The following is an 18,976-nucleotide window of genomic DNA, read 5'->3' as shown; positions in this document are numbered from 1 at the left end:
CCAGTGTCAAGAAAGAGATTGGAGAGAGGTGTCGGAACAACCGGGGGGATCGCCCGTTAGGGCAGCCCTTGGCGGAGCGCTCGCTCCGGCTGGTCGATTGATCTAACCGACCCGACCTCCTGAACTTTCGAAGGGCCGTCCCGCTGGGGCGGCCCTTTTTGATCCCTTCACTTTCTGGGGGTGTTCAAAACTTACCGTGCGCGGAGGCTGGCTGCGTTCCACGCAGCATAAAGCTTGGTCGCGGCAACGGCGTGAATACGTGTCGTCAAAGCTTCGGTGTCTGGCCGCGTGCACTTGATGTCTGGCAAAGCTGCCGCGCGGCCTGACCCGGATATCCTTCTTCCTCACTTTCATCGAACACGACATAGGCGGCATAAGCGAATCTGGGTGCCATTTCGATCAACTTGAGCCATCCGTTGCAAAGCTCCGGTTCGACAACGCGCCTTGGGAAATATCCGGCCGAGGGAACCGACCGAAGATATTGCAGGCCGAGGGTGCCAATGCCCAGCTGAAGGCGCGGCGCATCAAGTTCCGGAAAGTTCAACATATGATCGGCGCGAAACTCCGGGCCCCAGTCTATCAGTACATAAGCGTTGCCCAGATCAGCGGGCAGGGCTTCCGGGCCGCTGCTGACAAGGACAAACTCGTCCTCGAAAAGCTGGAGCGCGGTCAAGCCCGGTGCGTTTCGCGGCCGGTACATGATGGCAAGATCCAGGCTGCCTTCCTCGATCTCGCGCGTGAGTGTTTCCGACGGGGCCGCTGTCGCCCGGATGGCGACGTCAGGTAGTGCCGCCATCAACTCGGGCAGGGCGTTGATCAGATAGCCGTCCCAAAGACTTGGTGTTGCGCCGATTTCCAAAGCAGCCGCCATCGAAGCCGGCAGACCGGCATCCAGCTTGGCCTGTGTCCACGTTCGCACCAGAACCTGCGCATGTTTGAGGAAATGCCGCCCGGCAATGGTCAGGGTCGCACCGGACTTGCTACGTTCAAAAACGGGCTGTCCAAGCTGTTGTTCGAGCGTTCGGATCCGCATGCTGACGGTCGATTGCGTAACATGGACCTTGTCCGCTGCGTCAAGAAAAGTGCCGGTTTCAACGACCGCAAGGAAAGTTCGGGCGAGTTCAATGTTCATCGTTGACCTATTTGAATCTTCGATATTATGGGCGATATAAATTCGTTATTCAACGCTATGCGAATATGCGATACATGCCGCGTAGCGCGAAAGTGCCCCCACCGGATCGGACCGCCAATCAATAGTTTACATCGTATAGTGGACAACCCGATCTGCGGAACAGGTGCAATCTGTCTGCCGTAGATAAGCCTCCGACACCCAAGCGCTGCACCAACCCCTCAATGGGTAAACCGCCCATTCCCTGATGGAGAACAAAATGAGTCGAGTTTCTGTTGTTGCTCTGCTCGCGTCATTTCTTGCCCTTCCGGCCGCTGCCTTGCCGGTGGGACTGGACACGGACGGTGATGGTCTGGCTTCGCTGACCGAGCTACAGACAAAGTATCCCGATATTACCAGTGAGAGCTTTGCCGAAATTGACACGGATGCCGATGGTTTCCTCAATGACGAAGAAATGGTTGCCGCGGTCGAGGTCGAGTTGCTTCCTGATCCCAAGGGTGACGAATAAGCCAGGGTTGCCGTGAACATGAGAAATCCCACTCCACCCTACAGGTGGATGCTTGCCGGAATGGGTATCTGGTTAGTGCTGTCCCCATTTGTACTGTTCAGCCAGAAAACCCTAGCTCACGGTTCGTCTGACCGTGAGTCGCTCGCCTTCATGACGATCGGTATTGGTGTGTTGGTCATGTCAGGCGCTAGCGGCCGGGGCCACCTTCTCGCACGGGTGGCTCCGGTATTGGCGGTCGGGGCATTGCTGATCGCCGCGCCCGAGGTGCTGCATTTTACCGGTCATGGTGTGGCAGTGGCAAATGCTTGGCTCACGGGATCTGCGCTGATCGCGCTCGCCGCTTGGGAGGCGCTGGCGAGCAACAGATTGCGTGCGATCCTGTAGGCTGGCGCGGGGCAGGCAACTGCCCCGCGTTTCTTTTGGCTCCGGCGTCTAAATGATCTCGTCCTCATCGAACATCGGATCGCCGTCAAGCTGGCTGGCAATTGTATCGACCCGCATTTCGACATCCGAGCCGGTCGTTTCCGCAATATGAAACAACGCGTCACCTTCATGAACGACAGGCAGATTAGTGCGCCCCACGATGATACCCGTGGTTTCGCAGATGATATCGGTCCTGAGTTCTCCGAACGGGTCGGAAATGCGTCCAAGCAGGTCACCGGCGGCCACGTATTCTCCGGTCGCTTTGAAAGTCCGCAACAGGCCACCGGCGGGCGCGCGCATCCATGAGCTTGACCGGACATGGACAGGCTTTTCGCGCACAGCGGCGATGCCACGCTTGGCAACCATGCCCTTTGCGTTCATCACCCGAAGGATGCCTGCAACCCCCGCCCGCGCAGACAGTTCGTCGAAACGCAGACCCTCACCGCCCTCGAACAGCAGGATATCCACACCACGCTCTTGCGCGGCCTTGCGCAGTGACCCGTCGCGCAGCTTTGAAATCATCACCACGGGCGCACCGAAGGCATCCGCGTATCTAAGGGTGACATCCGAAGCCGGAGAGACGCGGATCTGCGGCAGATTGGTGCGATGAATCGCGGCAGAATGAAGATCGATCCCCAGGTCCGACCGCTCGACGATCTCGGTCATGAAAAGATGCGCCAGCCGACCGGCCAGCGACCCCCCCTCGCTGCCGGGGAAGGAACGGTTCAGGTCGCGCCGGTCGGGAAGGTATCGGGAATGTGTCATGAAACCAAAGGCATTCACGATCGGGATAACCAGCAAGGTACCCGCAAGCTTGTCAAGTTGTGGCGCCCGAAGCAGTCGCCGCGCGATTTCCACGCCGATCACTTCATCGCCGTGAACGGCGGCACTGACGAACAGGACCGGTCCGGGGCGGCGACCGTGAACCACGTGTACTGACATGCTTACCGGCGTGTGATCCGACAGTACGCTAACCGGCAAATCCAGAGTGGTTCGTGTGCCGGGCGGTACGCGAAAACCTCCGATTTCAAAGGGACCGCGCATCACCTTTACCCACGGCCTCGTGTCTTTGTGTTGCCTTTGGCTGCATTCTTTTCGAGAAACTCGATGATTTTGCCCGCGACATCAATGCCGGTGGCCTTTTCAACACCTTCAAGCCCGGGCGAAGAGTTTACTTCCATCACCACGGCGCCGTGATTGGCGCGCAGCATATCGACACCGCACACATTAAGACCCATGGCCTTGGCCGCACGCACGGCTGTCGAGCGTTCCTCGGGTGAGATTTTGATAGGCTTGGCGCTGCCACCCCGATGCAGGTTTGATCTGAACTCGCCCTCTGCCCCTTTTCGTTGCATCGCCGCGATCACCTTTCCACCGACCACAAGCGCACGAATATCCGTGCCGCCTGCTTCCTTGATGAACTCCTGTACCATGATGTTGACCTTGGCGCCGCGAAACGCCTCGACCACGGATTTTGCCGACCGGTTTGAATCCGCAAGCACCACTCCGATGCCCTGCGTGCCCTCCAGCAGCTTGACCACCAGCGGAGCGTCCCCCGCCAGTTTGAGAACTTCGTCGGTCTGTTTCGGGTCATGCGCGAAGGTGGTGACCGGCAATCCGATCCCGTCACGTGCCATCAGCTGCATGGACCGCAACTTGTCACGGGATCTGCCAATTGCAACCGACTCGTTGAGCGGAAATACACCCATGATTTCGAACTGCCGCAACACGGCCAGCCCATAGAATGTGACCGAAGCGCCGATCCGTGGGATCACCGCGTCATAGCGCCCAAGCTTTTTGCCGTCGTAATAAACCTCGGGTCGGCGCGACGCGATATTCATGTAACAGCGTAGCGTGTTCACGATATCCAACTGGTGCCCGCGTTGTTCAGCAGCCTCTTTCAGACGCTGGTGGGAATACAGGTTTGGATTTCGGGCAAGCATGACAAGCTTCATTGATGTCGTCCTTCTGCGTCCTTGGATCTTGTCTTGCTCTTCATCTTTTTCGGGTCTTTTCGTGCATCCAGAAGATATGAGTGGCCGGGATCGACAAGGATCCCGCGCCGTCGAATGGCGGTGCGGCCAAGGATCAGATCAAACTCCATCCTCGCGCGATTGGCCAGCGAAACGTCGATCAGCCAGCGATGCCGTCCAAGCAGAAGTTGCGTTCTGACAATCAACCGGCGTTCCGGAATGCCACCAGTGTTCTTGATTTCCCGCTCGTCTACAACCCGCGTGCGCACCCGACCCGATGAACGGCGGTTATGGACCGGGATCATGAACTCGACCCATCGTTCGCCATCAACCTCGAACACGGTCTGGTCCACGGCATGCAGGGCCGCGGTTCTGGCGCCTGTGTCTATCTTTGCTGGAATATGCTCGATCCCGAACTCGGGCAGGCTGATCCGCTCGCGCCATCCTATGACTTCGGGGTATCCTGTTTGTTTAGCCATGGCGACTAAGCCACGCAGTCATCATTGGCGCGCCGGTAATTCACAAACGAATTCGCGCTCATCACAACGTAAAAACTATCCATATCGATTAACACATACCCAAGTTCAAAAAGTGCGATCGACAGGGCGCGGATATCTGCTTCATACAAACGCCTGCGCCCGGCGATCCGACGCACCAACTTGTCCGGAATGCGATACCGTCCGCTGGCCTTGCCGCCAAACTCCTGATCGTACAAGACGGCCAGACGTTCGGCTGCGGCGGATATCCAGTCATTTTCCTGCATGCACTTTCTTACAAATCAAAAATTTTTTTGTCTATAGGCAAATAATTTCTGCTATATCGGCGTAAGTTAAGAATCTATACCCCCACAGGTCGGCGGATGAGCGATACGGACTCCTTACCAAAGGAAACAGGGACGCAGCTTCAGCTGGCGTTGGAAAATCGCGACGGGGCGGCGCTGGCAGACCTGCTTGATCCGCTTTCGCTCAGCGATGCCTTGCGGGAATTGCTCAACCTGCCCGTTGACCAGCGAAGCGCCGCGCTCTCGTTGCTGCCACCGGAACGTGCGGCCGAACTGGTCGAAGAAGCGCCAAACGCGCTGGCGGTCGATCTTGTTGAACGCTTGGTATCCGAACAGGCCGCCGAGATCATCCTTGAGCTGGATTCCGACATTCAGGCGGATTTGATCGGTGAACTAGAAGACGCCGATGCAGAAGCGATCCTTGCCCGGATGGACCCGGAAGATGCGGCGGATGTCCGGCGGCTGGTTGAATATGACGACGATGTCGCCGGTGGTCTGATGGTGGCCGAAGCCTTTACCTTTTCCGATGGCGATACAGTCGGAAAGGTTCTGCGGCGTTTCGCTCATGAAGAATACGATCTGGAACGTTACCGTGGCCAGCACCCCTACGTTTTGAATTCCGATGGCGTGCCTGTCGGAGTGCTGTCCTTACGCAGCCTGCTGTCCACACGGCGAAGCATCAAACTCACCGATATCATGGTGCCCCCTATCACGGTTCCGGCCGGCATGCCACTGGAAGAACTGGAGGACCTTTTCGATGAGCACCCTTTTCTTGGGTTGCCGGTTGTCGAAACGGACGGGAACCTTGTGGGTGTCGTTTCCCGTTCTGCCGTGGATGAGGCCCTGCTAGAGCGCGCGGAATCCGCAAGCCTGAAACGTCAGGGTGTCTTTGGGGACGAACTGCGATCGATGCCCTTGCCGCTCAGGGCGCGGCGTCGGCTTCAATGGCTGTCGGCCAACATCGTGCTCAACGTGGCCGCGGCCAGCGTGATTGCCGCCTATGAACAGACCCTTGCCGCCGTGATCGCACTGGCAGTGTTCCTGCCGATGGTCTCGGATATGAGCGGTTGTTCCGGCAATCAGGCCGTTGCTGTCAGCATGCGCGAGCTTTCGCTTGGTCTGGTTCGGCCCATTGATGCTATGCGGGTCTGGTTAAAAGAGGTCTCGGTCGGCATCATCAACGGCTGTGTCCTTGGCCTGCTAATCGGACTCGTTGCCTGGATGTGGAAAGGAAACCCGTTTCTGGGTTTGGTGATTGGCGGCGCGCTGGGCCTGAACACGATCATCGCGGTATCGATCGGTGGCGTTCTGCCATTGTTGTTAAAGCGCATCGGTCAGGACCCGGCGGTCGCCAGTGGCCCTTTGCTGACAACGATCACTGACATGGCGGGTTTTTTTCTGGTCCTGAGCCTTGCAACGGCGATGATGCCACTCCTGAATTAGTGTTTTTCATGCGCCCTGATCAACACAGGGGTCGGGCGCTCAACCACGAGGAAGACATGACGATCTCAAGCATTGTCAAAACGCAGAACCTGAAAAAGCCGCCATTTTGCGACACTGACACAACGGTGTTCGATGCGGCCGTCACCATTGCGTTGCTGGACGTGAATGCGTTGGCGGTTCTCAGCGATGGGAAGCTGGTCGGGATTATCACGGATCATGACGTGCTGCTGTGCCTGGCGGATTCCGGCTCGGCTTTTTACAAGCAGACTGTGGGTGACTGGATGACGGAAAAACCCGTCACCTGCGCGCTGGGCTCGAAGTTGTCGACCGGTCTTAATCTGATGGCCAAACACAAGATCCGAAACCTTGTCGTAACTCAGAATGGAAAAGCAATTGCCGTTGTGAGCAGTAAAGAAATCCTGGCACGGGTGCATGAGGAAGACGAGCTGGAGCTGAAGGTGTTGCGTGATATCGCCCGCGGGGCTCAGGGCCAGTCAATCGCCTGACACCGCGGTTCCGTGTCTGCTCGCTCTCCACTCAGGACCGCTAAGGAAGGTCACTGTTGGAAATGGAAATGCTGACTTTCCAGGTGCCATCCGTCTGGCGTTTCAGGACGTTCACAAACTTCCCTTTTTCCGGCGGATCAGAGTCAGCAAATGCAAAGGATCCGACCTGATAGGCGGTATCACTATCGACACCGAAATCGATCAACTCATTTGTATGTGTTCCGCCGATGTTTTCCTTCATTCTTTCCTTATAGGCTTCGATGAACGCTTCGCGCCCGCGCAGCAGGGGCTCGCCGGGCGCCAACAACATGACGTCTTCGGTAAAGAACGCAGCTGACGCGAACAAACGTCCCGGCCACCGCCAGGATTCTGAATTGCGCGACCTGCCAAAGCAGGCTTGATCGCACATATGCACTGCGTTAGGCACCGAGGATGAGGAGACTTGCTGAAATGCTGTGCCGCAATGGCTTACGCCCGCCCGCATGTTGCGGGTATCCGACGGCACGGGTCGGGATCGCGACTCTTCTTTTTCATTCGCCCAAGTCACCAAGCTGACACTGCCATGCTGCACATCACCGATGATATCGCGCTGCAAGACTGGGAAATGACCGAAAGCTTTGTACGGTCGTCCGGTCCCGGAGGGCAGAATGTCAATAAGGTGTCGACCGCAGTCGAGCTGCGCTTCGAAGCCGCGCGCTCGCCGTCCTTGCCCGATCCGGTCAAAGCCCGGTTAAAGCGACTGGCCGGGCGACGCTGGACCAAAGACGGCGCAATCATCATTCAATGTGAGGAAACACGCTCGCAGGCCCGCAACCGTGAAATCGCGCGTGCAAGGCTGGCAGAACTGATCTCCCGCGCGCTGGTTAAACCCAAACGGCGGATCGCAACGAAACCGACCTATGGTTCGGTCAAGCGTCGACTTGCCGCGAAAAAGGCGCGTGGCGACGTCAAGGCGCTGCGGGGAAAGGTGTCTGAAGATTGATCTGGCATCTTGCCGGGGCGTTGATAGTCTGGCCCGCAAAGGCTGCAAAAGGGCAACGTCATGAGGCTGGAGGGAAAAACCGCAATCGTCACCGGTGGCGCATCGGGGTTCGGTGCGGGGATCGTGCAGAAATTCCAGGCCGAAGGCGCACGCGTCATGATCGCGGATATCAACGGTGACGCAGCCGCTGAGATGGCGGCGCAACTTGGGGCCGGGGCATTGGCGCATCAGGTCGACGTCGGCGACGGGGCTTCGGTTCAAAGGATGGCGGACACGGCACTCACCGCCTTTGGGGCGCTTGATATTCTGGTGAACAACGCAGGTGTTACCCATTTGCCAACCCCTTTGGAAAACGTCACCGAGGACGATTTCGACCGGGTCTTCAACGTGAACATGAAGTCCGTCTATCTGACCGCCCGGGCATTTGTTCCCCATATGAAGGCGCGCGGCGCGGGCGCAATTCTGAACGTGGCCTCGACAGCGGGCCTGTCACCGCGCCCGAATCTGAACTGGTACAACGCGTCCAAAGGGTGGATGATCACGGCAACCAAAACTATGGCGGTCGAACTGGCCCCAACCGGCATTCGCGTGAACGCGATCTGCCCAGTGGCGGGCGAAACACCGCTGTTGAAATCTTTCATGGGCGAAGACACGCCCGAGATTCGCGCCAAATTTCTGGCGACCATCCCGCTGGGACGGTTTTCAACACCCGAAGACATGGCCAACGCCGCCTGTTTCCTGTGTTCAGACGAGGCCAGCATGATCACCGGCACCGCGCTCGAGGTCGATGGCGGCCGATGCATCTGATCCGCTCTTCATCTGGCCAAATATATCCCCGCCGGAGGCAGCGCGCGCCCGCGCGCTTCCCCGCTCCAATCCCGAGCTCAAGATGATCCCTGGACCAAGAAACCTGATTACCGATGTCCCCGGCCTGAAGGTTGGAAACGCCCAGGACCATACGCTGAAGTCCGGGACCACGGTTGTTACGGCAGATAAACCGTTCGTTGCGTCGGTCCATGTGATGGGCGGGGCACCGGGTACGCGCGAAACTGATTTACTCGCGCCTGATAAAACCGTCACAGGGGTGGACGCGCTGGTTCTGTCCGGCGGATCGGCCTTTGGACTGGACGCCTGCTCGGGTGTTTCAGATGCGATGCGGGCCGAAGGGCGCGGGTTTCCCGTCGGGTCCGCGAAGGTTCCGATCATTCCCGGCGCGATCCTGTTTGATCTGCTCAATGGCGGTGCAAAGGATTGGGTGGAAAACCCCTATCGTGCGCTGGGGCGAGCCGCTTATCTGGCCGCTTCAAAAGATTTTGATTTGGGGTCCGTCGGGGCGGGCACCGGGGCGTTGGCCGCAATGCAGAAGGGCGGGCTTGGCTCTGCTTCGTCCATTCTGCCTGGCGGGGTCACGGTCGGGGCCCTCGTTGCGGCGAACCCGCTAGGCAGTGTCACAACACCGGGTGACCGGCATTTCTGGGCAGCACCCTTCGAAGCTGGCGATGAATTTGGCGGGCTAGGTCCCGATATGTCGCCGGATCAAAGCCGGATCCGCCCCAGCCGCAAAGCGATGGCCATGAGTCCAGCGCAACCCGAACAGACAAACACGACCATCGCCATCGTTGCCACGGATGCCGCATTGACCAAACCCCAATGCCAAAGATTGGCCGTTGCCGCCCACGACGGAATTGCCCGGGCGATCCTTCCCGCACACACACCCGGCGACGGTGATCTGGTTTTTGGCATCAGTACCGGCGCCCGCCCCATCGCATCCGAAGCCGATCTCGCTCTGATCGGGCACGCGGCTTCGCTGTGCTTGTCCCGCGCCATCGCGCGGGCGATTTTTCTGGCGACTCCGGCAAAAGGAGACCTGTTGCCCTGCTGGACCGCTGTACATGACTTAAGTTAAGGACACACCATGTGTCGCAGTGGCACTGTAGATGCGCGCGGCAATCCGCGCGTTGACACTTTTATGCGCCGGGGGTCCATTCGGTGCAGCCAATTTGTATCGGAGCACAAGCTATGAATCGTATCCTCACTATCGCAATCGCTGGCCTGCTGGCGCTGCCCGCCTATGCCGAAGGCGATGCCGAAGCCGGTGAGAAAGCTTTCAACAAATGCAAGTCCTGCCACATGATCGCTGACCCGGCCGGAGAAGTCATTGTCAAAGGCGGAAAAACCGGCCCCAACCTCTTTGGTGTCGCCGGCCGCACTGCCGGAACCTACGAAGACTTCAAGTATGGCGACAGCATCGTCGCAGCCGGTGAGAAGGGTTTGGTCTGGGATGAGGCCTCCTTTGCGGAATACACGCAGGACCCTAAGGGCTTCCTGAAATCGTATCTGGACGACACCGCTGCCAAGTCGAAAATGACCTTCAAGTTGAAAAGCGGCGGTGAAGACGTCTACGCCTATATCGTCAGTGTATCAGGCGAATAAACGCTAATATTGTGCACCCATGCACAAGGACCAAAGGCCGCAGCCCCTGCGGCCTTTGGTGCGATTGATACCAGTGTAGAACAGCGCCACTTTGGTATCTGACGGCAAACCGCAGAGTGTGCCGCAACGCCAAGCCGACCCGGCAACAGCTAAACCCAACATCAGCGCCCGTCAGGCGGATTGGCAACAGGAGAGGACAGATGGGCATTATGATCCCGGCTTGGGTCAATGGTGAATTGACTCCGGTAGACAAACTTGAAGCTCACGAAAAGGGCCTCAAGCACAAGGCCGTGTCGGTGTTTGTCGTTAGGGGCACCGAGATTTTGTTGCAGCGTCGGGCGCTGGGCAAGTACCACACGCCCGGCCTGTGGGCGAACACTTGCTGTACACACCCCGACTGGGACGAAAGCTCGTCAACCTGCGCCGTGCGCCGTTTGAACGAAGAACTGGGGATCACAGGTCTTTATCCTGAATACCGTCACCGTTTGGAATACCACGCCGATGTTGGGAACGGCATGGTGGAAAACGAAGTGGTTGACGTTTTTCTGGCCCATGTGCGCGGACCGCTGAAAATCGCGCCTGATCCGGACGAAGTCATGGATATCCGCTGGATCGACTACCATGACCTGTTGGCCGAAGTGGCCCGTCACCCGGATCGGTTTACACCGTGGCTCAAGATCTACCTGCACAACCATGCGGACACGATTTTCGGCCCGGACCTGATCATTTCAGCTAAATCCTGAGGCACTCCGAAAATCCCTGCCTTGCAAGGGCGGCTCAAGCCGCCTAAATCAACGCGTCATGGCCAAGCAGAAGACAGACCCGAATTACAAGGTAATCGCCGAAAACCGGCGCGCCCGCTTCGATTACGCAATCGAAGAGGACATTGAATGTGGCATCATCCTGCAGGGGTCCGAGGTCAAATCCCTGCGCGCGGGCGGCTCGAACATCGCCGAAAGCTATGCCACGGTCGATGACGGAGAACTGTGGCTGGTCAACAGCTATATCGCGCCGTATGAGCAGGCCAAGATGTTCAAGCATGAAGAACGTCGCCGCCGGAAACTGCTGGTGTCCCGCAAGCAGATGTCGAACCTGTGGAACGCGACGCAGCGCAAGGGCATGACGCTGGTGCCGCTGGTTCTGTATTTCAACCACAGAGGACTGGCCAAGGTCAAAATCGGCATCGCCAAGGGTAAGAAAACCCACGACAAGCGCGAAACCCAGGCCAAGCGCGACTGGTCACGGCAAAAGCAGCGCTTGTTGAAAGATCACAGCTAGAACGCCATCGCCGCCTGAACCGCCCGTTGCCAGCGATCATAGGCCGCGTCGCGTTCGGCTTGCTCTTGCGTTGGCTCGAACCGGCGGTCCAGCGCCCATGTTTCGGCAAAACCGGCCTGATCCGGGTAAATCCCGGCTTTCATACCTGCCAGCCATGCGGCGCCAAGGGCAGTCGTTTCCTGCATAACCGGGCGATCCACCGGGGCACCCAGACAATCTGAAAGACCCTGCATGGTCCAGTCAGATGCACTCATCCCACCGTCGACGCGCAGGATGACATCCGCCTCGGCCCCCCAGTCGCCCTGCATGGCGTGCCACAGGTCGCGGGTCTGAAAGGCGATGCTTTCCAGCGTGGCGCGGGCAATCTCGGCCCGGCCGGAATTGCGTGTCAGCCCGAACATCGCACCGCGGCAATCCGGCTTCCAGTAAGGAGCCCCAAGGCCCGTGAACGCCGGCACCAGAATCACATGCTGGTTCGGGTCGGCCTGCGCCGCCAGATCGCCGCTTTGCGGGGCCGAATCGATGATCTGCAACGCGTCGCGCAGCCATTGCACGGCGGCCCCGGCGATAAAGATCGACCCTTCCAGCGCATAGGTGCGCTGACCGTCCAATTGGTAAGCGATTGTTGTCAGCAGGCGGTTTTTCGATTCAACTGGCTGCGCACCCGTGTTCAGCAGCGCGAAACAGCCCGTGCCATAGGTTGATTTCATCATACCGGGCTGGAAACAGGCCTGACCGATGGTGGCTGCCTGCTGATCGCCTGCCACACCCAGAATGGGGATGTTCCCGCCAAGCAAGGTGGTTGCGCCGAAATCCGAGGCGCAATCCTGCACATTCGGCAACATTTGAACGGGTACATCCAGCAATTCGCAAATCTCAGCGCTCCAGGCGCCTTTGTGAATGTCGAACAGCAGGGTGCGGGCGGCGTTGGTGGCGTCAGTGGCATGGACACGACCTTCGGTCAGACGCCAGATCAGGAAACTGTCGATGGTGCCGAACAGCAACTCTCCGGCCTCTGCCCGAGCGCGTGCGCCTGAAACGGTGTCCAGCAGCCATTTGACCTTGGTGCCCGAGAAATAAGGGTCCAGCAGCAGGCCGGTCTGGGCGGTGACGTCATCTTCACACCCGGCTTGCTTGTATCGGGCGCAGATTTCGGCGGTGCGGCGGTCCTGCCAGACAATCGCGTTATGGATGGCCTTGCCGGTCTGCTTGTCCCAGACCACGGTGGTTTCACGCTGGTTGGTGATACCAATACCCGTGATCTGGTCAGCCGAAACACCTGCGCTTTCCATCACCTCGCGACACACATGCATGACGCTGGACCAGATATCCTCGGGGTCGTGTTCAACCCAACCTTCTTGCGGGAAATGCTGGGGGAACTCCTGCTGAGCGGTGCCAACACGGTTCATCTGCCCGTCGAACAGGATCGCGCGCGAGGACGTGGTGCCCTGATCAATTGCCAGAATAAAGGTCATGTCCGCTCTCCCCGGTGTCATTTTGCGCGACTTTAGCGCAAACAACGGCGCCGGGGCCAGAGCAGAAATCAGACCGGATCGACGGGAATATTGTCGATCAGGCGGACGCCATCGGCCCAGGCCGTAACGAACAAGCGCGCGGGTTTGCTGGCATTGGGCAGGCTTTCCAGCGTCTCGGCGCAGCGCAGATCGATATATTCCACTTCGGTAAAACCAGCGTCCAGCAATGCGGCTTTTGCGTCTTGCGCCAGCGCCGCGAAATCCTTGCCAGCGGCAAGCTTATCTGCCACCCGCCGCATGATCTCGTTCATGCGGGACGCGACCTTTACACCCTCAGGCGACAAAAGCAGATTGCGCGACGACATTGCCAGCCCAGAAGGCTCGCGCACGGTTGGGCAGCCGACAACCTCGATGGGAATGTCCAGATCGCGGGCCATGCGGCGCACCACCAGCAGTTGCTGATAGTCTTTTTCCCCGAAGTAGGCTCGGTCCGCCTGCGTTTGCAGGAACAGTTTGGCCACTACAGTGGCCACGCCTTCGAAATGGCCGGGGCGAAACGGGCCTTCCATCATGTCGGTCAAACCGGTCACGGATACCGTGGTGGAAAAGCCGTCGGGATAGATTTCCTGAGGGTCCGGCACATAGATCGCATCCACGCCATAAGGGGCCAGCTTTTGGGCGTCTTCATGTTCCGTGCGGGGATAGTTCGCCAGGTCTTCGGGGTTGTTGAACTGCTTGGGGTTCACAAAGATCGTCACGATCACCCGGTCACAGTTCTCCTCGGCGGCCTTCGCCAGCGACAAATGCCCTTCGTGCAATGCGCCCATGGTCGGAACAACGCCGATAACGTCACCTGCGCGGTGCCATTCTGTCGTCTTGGTTCGCAGTTCCGCCAGCGAGCGCAGGATCGGCGCGGTCACGTCTTTGGTCCTTTCGCCGGAGCCTGATCAGCAAACACATGTTCGGCTGCCGGAAATGTTCGCGCACGCACTTCGGCCGCGTAATCTGCGATAGCGGCTTCAGCCAACGGGCCAAGCTCGGCATAGCGTTTGACGAATTTGGGTTTGAAGGCGGTGAAAAAACCGACCATGTCATCGACGACCAGAATTTGCCCGTCACAACCGGCGGACGCTCCGATTCCGATGGTGGGGATGGCAACCTGTTCGGTGATCGTGTCGGCCAGACCTTGCGGCACTTTCTCAAGCACCACGGAAAACGCACCGGCCTCGGCCACGGCGCGGGCATCTGCCATGACGGTTTCGGCCTGTTCGTCACGCCCCTGCACCTTGTAGCCGCCCAGCGTGTTGATCGATTGCGGGGTCAGACCGATATGCGCCATCACCGGGATGCCGCGCTTGACCAGAAAGCGGATGGTTTCGGCCATCTCGGCACCGCCTTCCAGCTTGACTGCCCCCGCACCGGTTTCCGCCATCAGCCGCGCCGCGTTGCGAAACGCTTGTGCCGGGCTTTCCTCATAGCTGCCAAACGGCATGTCGATGACCATCATCGCCGTGCTCAACCCGCGTGCGACGGCCTGACCGTGCAGGATCATCATCTCCATCGTGACACCAAGGGTGGATTCCAGCCCGTGCAAAACCATCCCGACGCTGTCCCCCACAAGAACAAAGTCACAATGCGTGTCCATCAGGCGCGCCATAGGCGTTGTGTATGCGGTCAGCGAGACCAGAGGCACGCCGCCTTTTCGGGCGCGAATATCTTCGGCGTTCGGGGCCTTTTTGCGGGCGGTGGCGCTCATGGTTGGCTCCTGCAGGGCTTATGTTGCAGTGCGGCATAGCAGATCGGCCGGGGCCAAAGAAACCCCGGTTGCGCGAACATTCCCTTGATTGACCTCAGGTTTAAAGGAACACTGCCGATAAAACGGCCCGGAAAACATGGGCGCAGATTTTCAGTTGGGAGAGTTCACATGACAAAACACGTGCTTCGAACATTCGCGTCGACCGTGGCGATTGGCGCCAGCCTGTTGGCGACGCAGGTTTTGGCCAAATCCGACATCACCATCGCCATGCAGTTGGAACCCCCGCATCTGGATCCGACCAGCGCCGCAGCTCAGGCCATCGATTCGGTTGTCTACACCAACATCTTCGAAGGTCTGACCCGTTTCATGGGCGACGGCTCGGTCGTGCCCGGCCTTGCGGAAAGCTGGGAGATTTCCGAAGACGGCAAAACTTATACCTTCAAACTGCGCGACGGCGTGACCTTCCATGACGGCACGACTATGGATGCCGAGGATGTCAAATTCAGCCTTGACCGGGCCACGGCCGAGGACAGCGCCAACGCGCAGAAAGCTCTGTTTGCAGGGATCGAAAGCGTCGAGGCCGTGGATCCACTGACGGTCAGGATCACCCTGGCCGATCCGAACGGCAACTTCCTGTTCAACCTTGCCTGGGGTGACGCGGTGATCGTCGCGCCCGAAAGCATCGAGAACATCAAGACAAACCCGGTTGGTACAGGTGCATTTACCTTTGGCGACTGGGTTCAGGGCGACAGCATAACACTGAACCGCAACCCCAATTATTGGGGCGATCAACCCGCTTTAGAGACTGCGACGTTCAAATTCATCTCAGACCCGACCGCCGCTTTCGCGGCCATGATGGCCGAAGACGTGGACGTGTTCGACAACTTCCCGGCACCGGAAAACCTGCCCCAGTTCGAGGCTGACCCGCGGTTTCAGGTTCTGGTTGGATCGACCGAGGGGGAAACGATCCTGTCCACCAACAACAAACAGCCGCCATTCGATGATATTCGGGTCCGGCAGGCGTTGGCCCATGCGATTGACCGGCAGGCCATCATCGACGGCGCCATGTTCGGGTACGGCACCCCTATCGGCACGCATTTTGCGCCACACAACCCCGCTTATGTCGATCTGACGGGCCAGTCCGCGTATGATCCCGAAAAGGCCAGGGCTTTGCTGGCAGAGGCGGGATTTGAAAACGGGTTCGAGACAACTCTGCACTTGCCACCGCCATCTTATGCGCGCCGGGGCGGTGAAATCATCGCCGCACAGCTGGCCGAGGTCGGCATCACGGCCGAGATCATCAACGTCGAATGGGCCCAGTGGCTGGAATCGGTGTTCAAGGGCAAGGAATTTGGTCTGACCATCGTCAGCCATACCGAACCGATGGATATCGGCATCTATGCGCGGCCCGACTATTACTTCCAGTATGACAGCATCGACTTTCAGACGCTGATGGAGACGCTGAACACCACCACCGACCCCGAGGAAAGGACCCGTCTTCTGGGTGAGGCACAGCGCCTCATCTCGAACGATTATGTCAATGGGTACCTGTTCCAGCTGGCCAAGCTAGGCGTCGCCAAGGCCGGTGTTCAGGGCCTGTGGGAGAACGCACCGACTGCGGCAATCGACCTGACCGCCATTTCCTGGTCTGAATGACATCAGTTTGCTGGGCCTGCTTATCGGGCCCAGTTTCACCATTGCGAAATGCGTTTCTAACGATCATGAAAAGCTTGTTTGCAGGTTTCGTTCTTTTGCTTTTCGCGTCTGTCCTTCCAGGCGCTGTTTTTGCGCAGGGCTTGTTCCAAGGGCAGCAGGATACGCTGGTGGGAACCCCGGACAACCCGCTGAAAGTCGGGGTTGGTATCAAGATCGACCAGATTACCGGTGTCGATCAGCAATCCGAAAACTATGGTGCCGTGGTTGTACTGCGGTTCGAATGGACAGACCCGGAGCTGGCGTTTGATGCGGAAAGCCTTGGTCGTGAATTTCGGGTTTTTGAACCGCCCGCTTTCGTGAAATACGCCGCTGAGCTGGATGTGGTAACCCCGGCTTTTGTTATCCATAACCAACAGTCCAATCGATGGATTCATGAATCCGCAGTTGCCGTGCGTCATGATGGTCATGTGACTTTTGTCGAAAAATCCTCGCTGACCTTGCAGGCTCCGCATTTCAACTTTCGCAAATACCCGTTCGATACGCAGGAATTTCACTTCGAGGTCGTATCGGTGTTTCCTTCGCAATTCGTTCACTATCACTCGCTTGATGAATACTCCGGCCTGGGTGATATGCTGGGCGAAGAGGAATGGATACTTGGCAATGCCAGGGCTCTGACGTCAACGACGACCGGTTTGTCAGGAAACGAAAGCGACCGGGTCGAACTTGTCTTCGAAGGCACCCGGCACCTGACATATTACACCATCCGCATATTCCTGCCGATGCTGGTGCTGATCACGGTAGGATGGGCGCTTTTCTTTCTGGATGAATACCGAAAACGGATCGAGATCGCAGGCGGCAACCTGTTAGTCTTTGTGGCCTTCAACTGGGCCATTTCCGCTGACTTGCCCAAGCTTGGCTATCTGACGTTTCTGGACTTCATTCTGCAATGCATGTTCCTGATGACAGGAACGATTATCGTCTTCAGCGTGATGTTGCGTAAATTGAAAGTTTCCGGTCGGGAAGAGACGGCTAGAAAGCTCGACAATTACGCGATCAAATGGATTTACCCGTTGGGATATGCCGCCATCATCGGCTATGCCGTCGTTGTCTTTCTGATGACGTCTTAGGCGCTGAACCCCACAACTATGTGGTTCTGAAATCGCGTGTATAGCTTTGGCTACCGGCTGTTCTGACCCTTGTCGGCGCAGCAGGACGGCGTGGCGGACACCGCGCGCTGAAAGCAACAGTAACAAAAAATCGCAAGATTAAGCATGCACTGCTGATTGTCGTGGTGTCTGATTCAACACAACAGATGTCGGATTCTAGAGTATCCAAATTCGGTTTTTTCGCGGATTCTGAAAAAAAAGGTCCGATTCATGCGATACTCTGGTTTCAAAGTCATCAAAGAGGCTCTTACCGGGCACAAAGGGTGGACACCGGCCTGGCGCGAGCCGGAGCCCAAGCCACATTACGACATTGTGATCATCGGCGGTGGCGGTCATGGCCTTTCAACGGCGCATTACCTGTCAAAGGTATTTGGCCTCCGCAATGTGGCGGTGATTGAAAAAGGCTGGATCGGTGGCGGCAATGTCGGGCGCAATACAACCATTATCCGCTCGAATTATTTGCTGGACGGCAACGAACCTTTCTACGAGTTCTCGCTGAAACTGTGGGAAGGTCTTGAGCAGGACGTAAACTATAACGCGATGGTCAGCCAGCGCGGGATCATCAACCTGATCCACACAGACGCCCAGCGCGACGCCTTTACGCGACGTGGCAACGCCATGATCCTGAACGGCGCGGATGCCGAGCTGCTGGATGCCGAACAGGTGCGCAAGGAATACCCATTCCTGAACTTCAACGATGCCCGGTTCCCGATCAAGGGCGGGCTGGCCCAGCGGCGCGGCGGCACGGTTCGGCACGACGCGGTGGCCTGGGGATATGCCCGGTCGGCGGACAGCCACGGTGTCGATATCATCCAAAACTGCGAAGTGACCGGTTTCCGGATCGAAAACGGAAGATGTCTGGGCGTTGAAACCTCGAAAGGGTTCATTGGCGCAGGCAAGGTTGGCTGTGCCGTGGCCGGAAATTCAGGGCGTGTCATGGGCATGGCGGGTATGCGGTTGCCAATCGAAAGCCATGTCCTGCAAGCCTTCGTTTCAGAAGGTCTGAAGCCGGTTCTGCCTGGGGTCATCACCTTTGGCGCGGGGCATTTCTATGTCAGTCAATCCGACAAGGGCGGGCTGGTCTTTGGTGGCGATATCGACGGGTACAATTCGTACGCACAACGCGGCAACCTGCCCGTGGTCGAAGATGTCTGCGAGGGCGGCATGGCCCTGATGCCGATGATCGGTCGCGCGCGCCTGCTGCGGATGTGGGGCGGGATCATGGATATGTCCATGGATGGATCGCCCATCATCGACCGGACCAGCATCGATGGCCTCTATTTCAATGGCGGCTGGTGTTACGGCGGGTTCAAGGCAACTCCGGCGTCGGGGTATTGCTTTGCGCATCTGCTGGCAAAGGATGAACCGCACCCGACCGCAACCGCCTACCGGTTCGACCGGTTCCGCACTGGTCGCATGATCGACGAAAAAGGTATGGGCAACCAGCCCAACCTGCACTGAGGGGAG

At 58.2% G+C, this 18,976-nt stretch carries 22 protein-coding genes; 13 read left to right on the top strand and 9 right to left on the bottom strand.

Annotated elements, in window-relative coordinates; translation table 11 throughout:
- Positions 1 to 265: 265 nt before the first annotated feature.
- On the bottom strand, positions 266 to 1,132 hold the full coding sequence (locus ACR0DS_RS15580; RefSeq protein WP_480560106.1) for a LysR family transcriptional regulator: 867 nt from the start codon (positions 1,130 to 1,132) through the stop codon (positions 266 to 268).
- Between the two features lie 256 nt (positions 1,133 to 1,388).
- On the opposite strand from ACR0DS_RS15580, the gene ACR0DS_RS15575 reads away from it, so the two are divergent.
- Both ACR0DS_RS15575 and ACR0DS_RS15570 read left to right on the top strand, forming a co-directional pair.
- Positions 1,389 to 1,637: an EF-hand domain-containing protein gene (locus tag ACR0DS_RS15575; RefSeq protein WP_480560108.1), complete on the top strand. Its 249-nt coding sequence runs from the start codon at positions 1,389 to 1,391 to the stop codon at positions 1,635 to 1,637.
- A 150-nt stretch (positions 1,638 to 1,787) separates the two neighbouring features.
- A complete protein-coding gene (locus ACR0DS_RS15570; protein WP_480616831.1) occupies positions 1,788 to 2,021 on the top strand; it encodes a hypothetical protein in 234 nt (77 codons plus the stop codon).
- Between the two features lie 48 nt (positions 2,022 to 2,069).
- Here the strand turns inward: ACR0DS_RS15570 and ACR0DS_RS15565 are convergent, their stop codons facing one another.
- From ACR0DS_RS15565 to ACR0DS_RS15550, 4 genes are read right to left on the bottom strand one after another with little or no spacing between them, the layout of a single operon-like run.
- Positions 2,070 to 3,104: a succinylglutamate desuccinylase/aspartoacylase family protein gene (locus ACR0DS_RS15565; RefSeq protein ID WP_480487875.1), complete on the bottom strand. Its 1,035-nt coding sequence runs from the start codon at positions 3,102 to 3,104 to the stop codon at positions 2,070 to 2,072.
- A gap of 5 nt (positions 3,105 to 3,109) precedes the next feature.
- On the bottom strand, positions 3,110 to 4,015 hold the full coding sequence (gene rimK / locus ACR0DS_RS15560; RefSeq protein WP_480487873.1) for a 30S ribosomal protein S6--L-glutamate ligase: 906 nt from the start codon (positions 4,013 to 4,015) through the stop codon (positions 3,110 to 3,112).
- Positions 4,012 to 4,512 (bottom strand): ATP-dependent zinc protease family protein, encoded by a 501-nt coding sequence (locus tag ACR0DS_RS15555; protein ID WP_480487871.1) that lies wholly within the window; start codon positions 4,510 to 4,512, stop codon positions 4,012 to 4,014. Before ACR0DS_RS15555 ends, rimK begins: the two co-directional genes overlap by 4 nt.
- Positions 4,513 to 4,517: 5 nt before the next feature.
- A complete protein-coding gene (locus ACR0DS_RS15550; RefSeq protein ID WP_480482704.1) occupies positions 4,518 to 4,796 on the bottom strand; it encodes a hypothetical protein in 279 nt (92 codons plus the stop codon).
- A gap of 96 nt (positions 4,797 to 4,892) precedes the next feature.
- Here ACR0DS_RS15550 and mgtE point away from each other — a divergent pair, with 96 nt between their 5' ends.
- The gene (mgtE, locus tag ACR0DS_RS15545; RefSeq protein WP_480487869.1) at positions 4,893 to 6,257 is read left to right on the top strand and encodes a magnesium transporter; all 1,365 of its coding nucleotides are present in this window, start codon (positions 4,893 to 4,895) and stop codon (positions 6,255 to 6,257) included.
- A gap of 56 nt (positions 6,258 to 6,313) precedes the next feature.
- Positions 6,314 to 6,763 (top strand): CBS domain-containing protein, encoded by a 450-nt coding sequence (locus ACR0DS_RS15540; RefSeq protein WP_480487867.1) that lies wholly within the window; start codon positions 6,314 to 6,316, stop codon positions 6,761 to 6,763.
- A 40-nt stretch (positions 6,764 to 6,803) separates the two neighbouring features.
- Here the strand turns inward: ACR0DS_RS15540 and ACR0DS_RS15535 are convergent, their stop codons facing one another.
- On the bottom strand, positions 6,804 to 7,268 hold the full coding sequence (locus ACR0DS_RS15535) for a YybH family protein (RefSeq protein WP_480616829.1): 465 nt from the start codon (positions 7,266 to 7,268) through the stop codon (positions 6,804 to 6,806).
- Positions 7,269 to 7,325: 57 nt separating this feature from the next.
- Between ACR0DS_RS15535 and arfB the strand changes: the two genes are divergently transcribed.
- From arfB to smpB, 6 genes are all read left to right on the top strand, one after another.
- Positions 7,326 to 7,745, top strand: a complete 420-nt coding sequence (gene arfB / locus ACR0DS_RS15530; protein ID WP_209505170.1) for an alternative ribosome rescue aminoacyl-tRNA hydrolase ArfB — start codon at positions 7,326 to 7,328, stop codon at positions 7,743 to 7,745.
- A gap of 60 nt (positions 7,746 to 7,805) precedes the next feature.
- On the top strand, positions 7,806 to 8,552 hold the full coding sequence (locus ACR0DS_RS15525) for an SDR family oxidoreductase (protein ID WP_209505169.1): 747 nt from the start codon (positions 7,806 to 7,808) through the stop codon (positions 8,550 to 8,552).
- Positions 8,553 to 8,634: 82 nt separating this feature from the next.
- Positions 8,635 to 9,651, top strand: a complete 1,017-nt coding sequence (locus ACR0DS_RS15520; RefSeq protein WP_480560110.1) for a P1 family peptidase — start codon at positions 8,635 to 8,637, stop codon at positions 9,649 to 9,651.
- A 113-nt stretch (positions 9,652 to 9,764) separates the two neighbouring features.
- Positions 9,765 to 10,178 (top strand): c-type cytochrome, encoded by a 414-nt coding sequence (locus ACR0DS_RS15515; RefSeq protein ID WP_267365869.1) that lies wholly within the window; start codon positions 9,765 to 9,767, stop codon positions 10,176 to 10,178.
- Positions 10,179 to 10,378: 200 nt separating this feature from the next.
- On the top strand, positions 10,379 to 10,921 hold the full coding sequence (idi, locus tag ACR0DS_RS15510) for an isopentenyl-diphosphate Delta-isomerase (RefSeq protein WP_209505166.1): 543 nt from the start codon (positions 10,379 to 10,381) through the stop codon (positions 10,919 to 10,921).
- 58 nt (positions 10,922 to 10,979) lie between these two features.
- Positions 10,980 to 11,456 carry an SsrA-binding protein SmpB gene (smpB, locus tag ACR0DS_RS15505; protein WP_267365868.1) on the top strand — a complete coding sequence of 159 codons (477 nt, stop codon included), beginning with the start codon at positions 10,980 to 10,982 and terminating at the stop codon, positions 11,454 to 11,456.
- Here the strand turns inward: smpB and glpK are convergent.
- The 3 genes from glpK to panB form a co-directional block, all read right to left on the bottom strand.
- The gene (glpK, locus tag ACR0DS_RS15500; protein WP_480560112.1) at positions 11,453 to 12,931 is read right to left on the bottom strand and encodes a glycerol kinase GlpK; all 1,479 of its coding nucleotides are present in this window, start codon (positions 12,929 to 12,931) and stop codon (positions 11,453 to 11,455) included. The two genes, smpB and glpK, sit on opposite strands and share 4 nt — an antisense overlap.
- Before the next feature lie 68 nt (positions 12,932 to 12,999).
- On the bottom strand, positions 13,000 to 13,851 hold the full coding sequence (gene panC / locus ACR0DS_RS15495) for a pantoate--beta-alanine ligase (RefSeq protein WP_480560114.1): 852 nt from the start codon (positions 13,849 to 13,851) through the stop codon (positions 13,000 to 13,002).
- A complete protein-coding gene (gene panB / locus ACR0DS_RS15490; protein ID WP_480560116.1) occupies positions 13,848 to 14,687 on the bottom strand; it encodes a 3-methyl-2-oxobutanoate hydroxymethyltransferase in 840 nt (279 codons plus the stop codon). Before panB ends, panC begins: the two co-directional genes overlap by 4 nt.
- Positions 14,688 to 14,855: 168 nt before the next feature.
- On the opposite strand from panB, the gene ACR0DS_RS15485 reads away from it, so the two are divergent.
- The 3 genes from ACR0DS_RS15485 (at position 14,856) to ACR0DS_RS15475 (ending at position 18,970) form a co-directional block, all read left to right on the top strand.
- On the top strand, positions 14,856 to 16,343 hold the full coding sequence (locus ACR0DS_RS15485; protein ID WP_209505161.1) for an ABC transporter substrate-binding protein: 1,488 nt from the start codon (positions 14,856 to 14,858) through the stop codon (positions 16,341 to 16,343).
- Between the two features lie 65 nt (positions 16,344 to 16,408).
- A complete protein-coding gene (locus ACR0DS_RS15480) occupies positions 16,409 to 17,470 on the top strand; it encodes a ligand-gated ion channel (RefSeq protein WP_480560118.1) in 1,062 nt (353 codons plus the stop codon).
- Between the two features lie 249 nt (positions 17,471 to 17,719).
- Positions 17,720 to 18,970 (top strand): sarcosine oxidase subunit beta family protein, encoded by a 1,251-nt coding sequence (locus ACR0DS_RS15475; RefSeq protein ID WP_480506552.1) that lies wholly within the window; start codon positions 17,720 to 17,722, stop codon positions 18,968 to 18,970.
- The last annotated feature ends 6 nt before the right edge of the window (positions 18,971 to 18,976 follow it).

It is taken from the genome of Ruegeria sp. AF5 (assembly GCF_056541905.1).
This window is presented reverse-complemented; position numbering and strand designations above follow the sequence as displayed.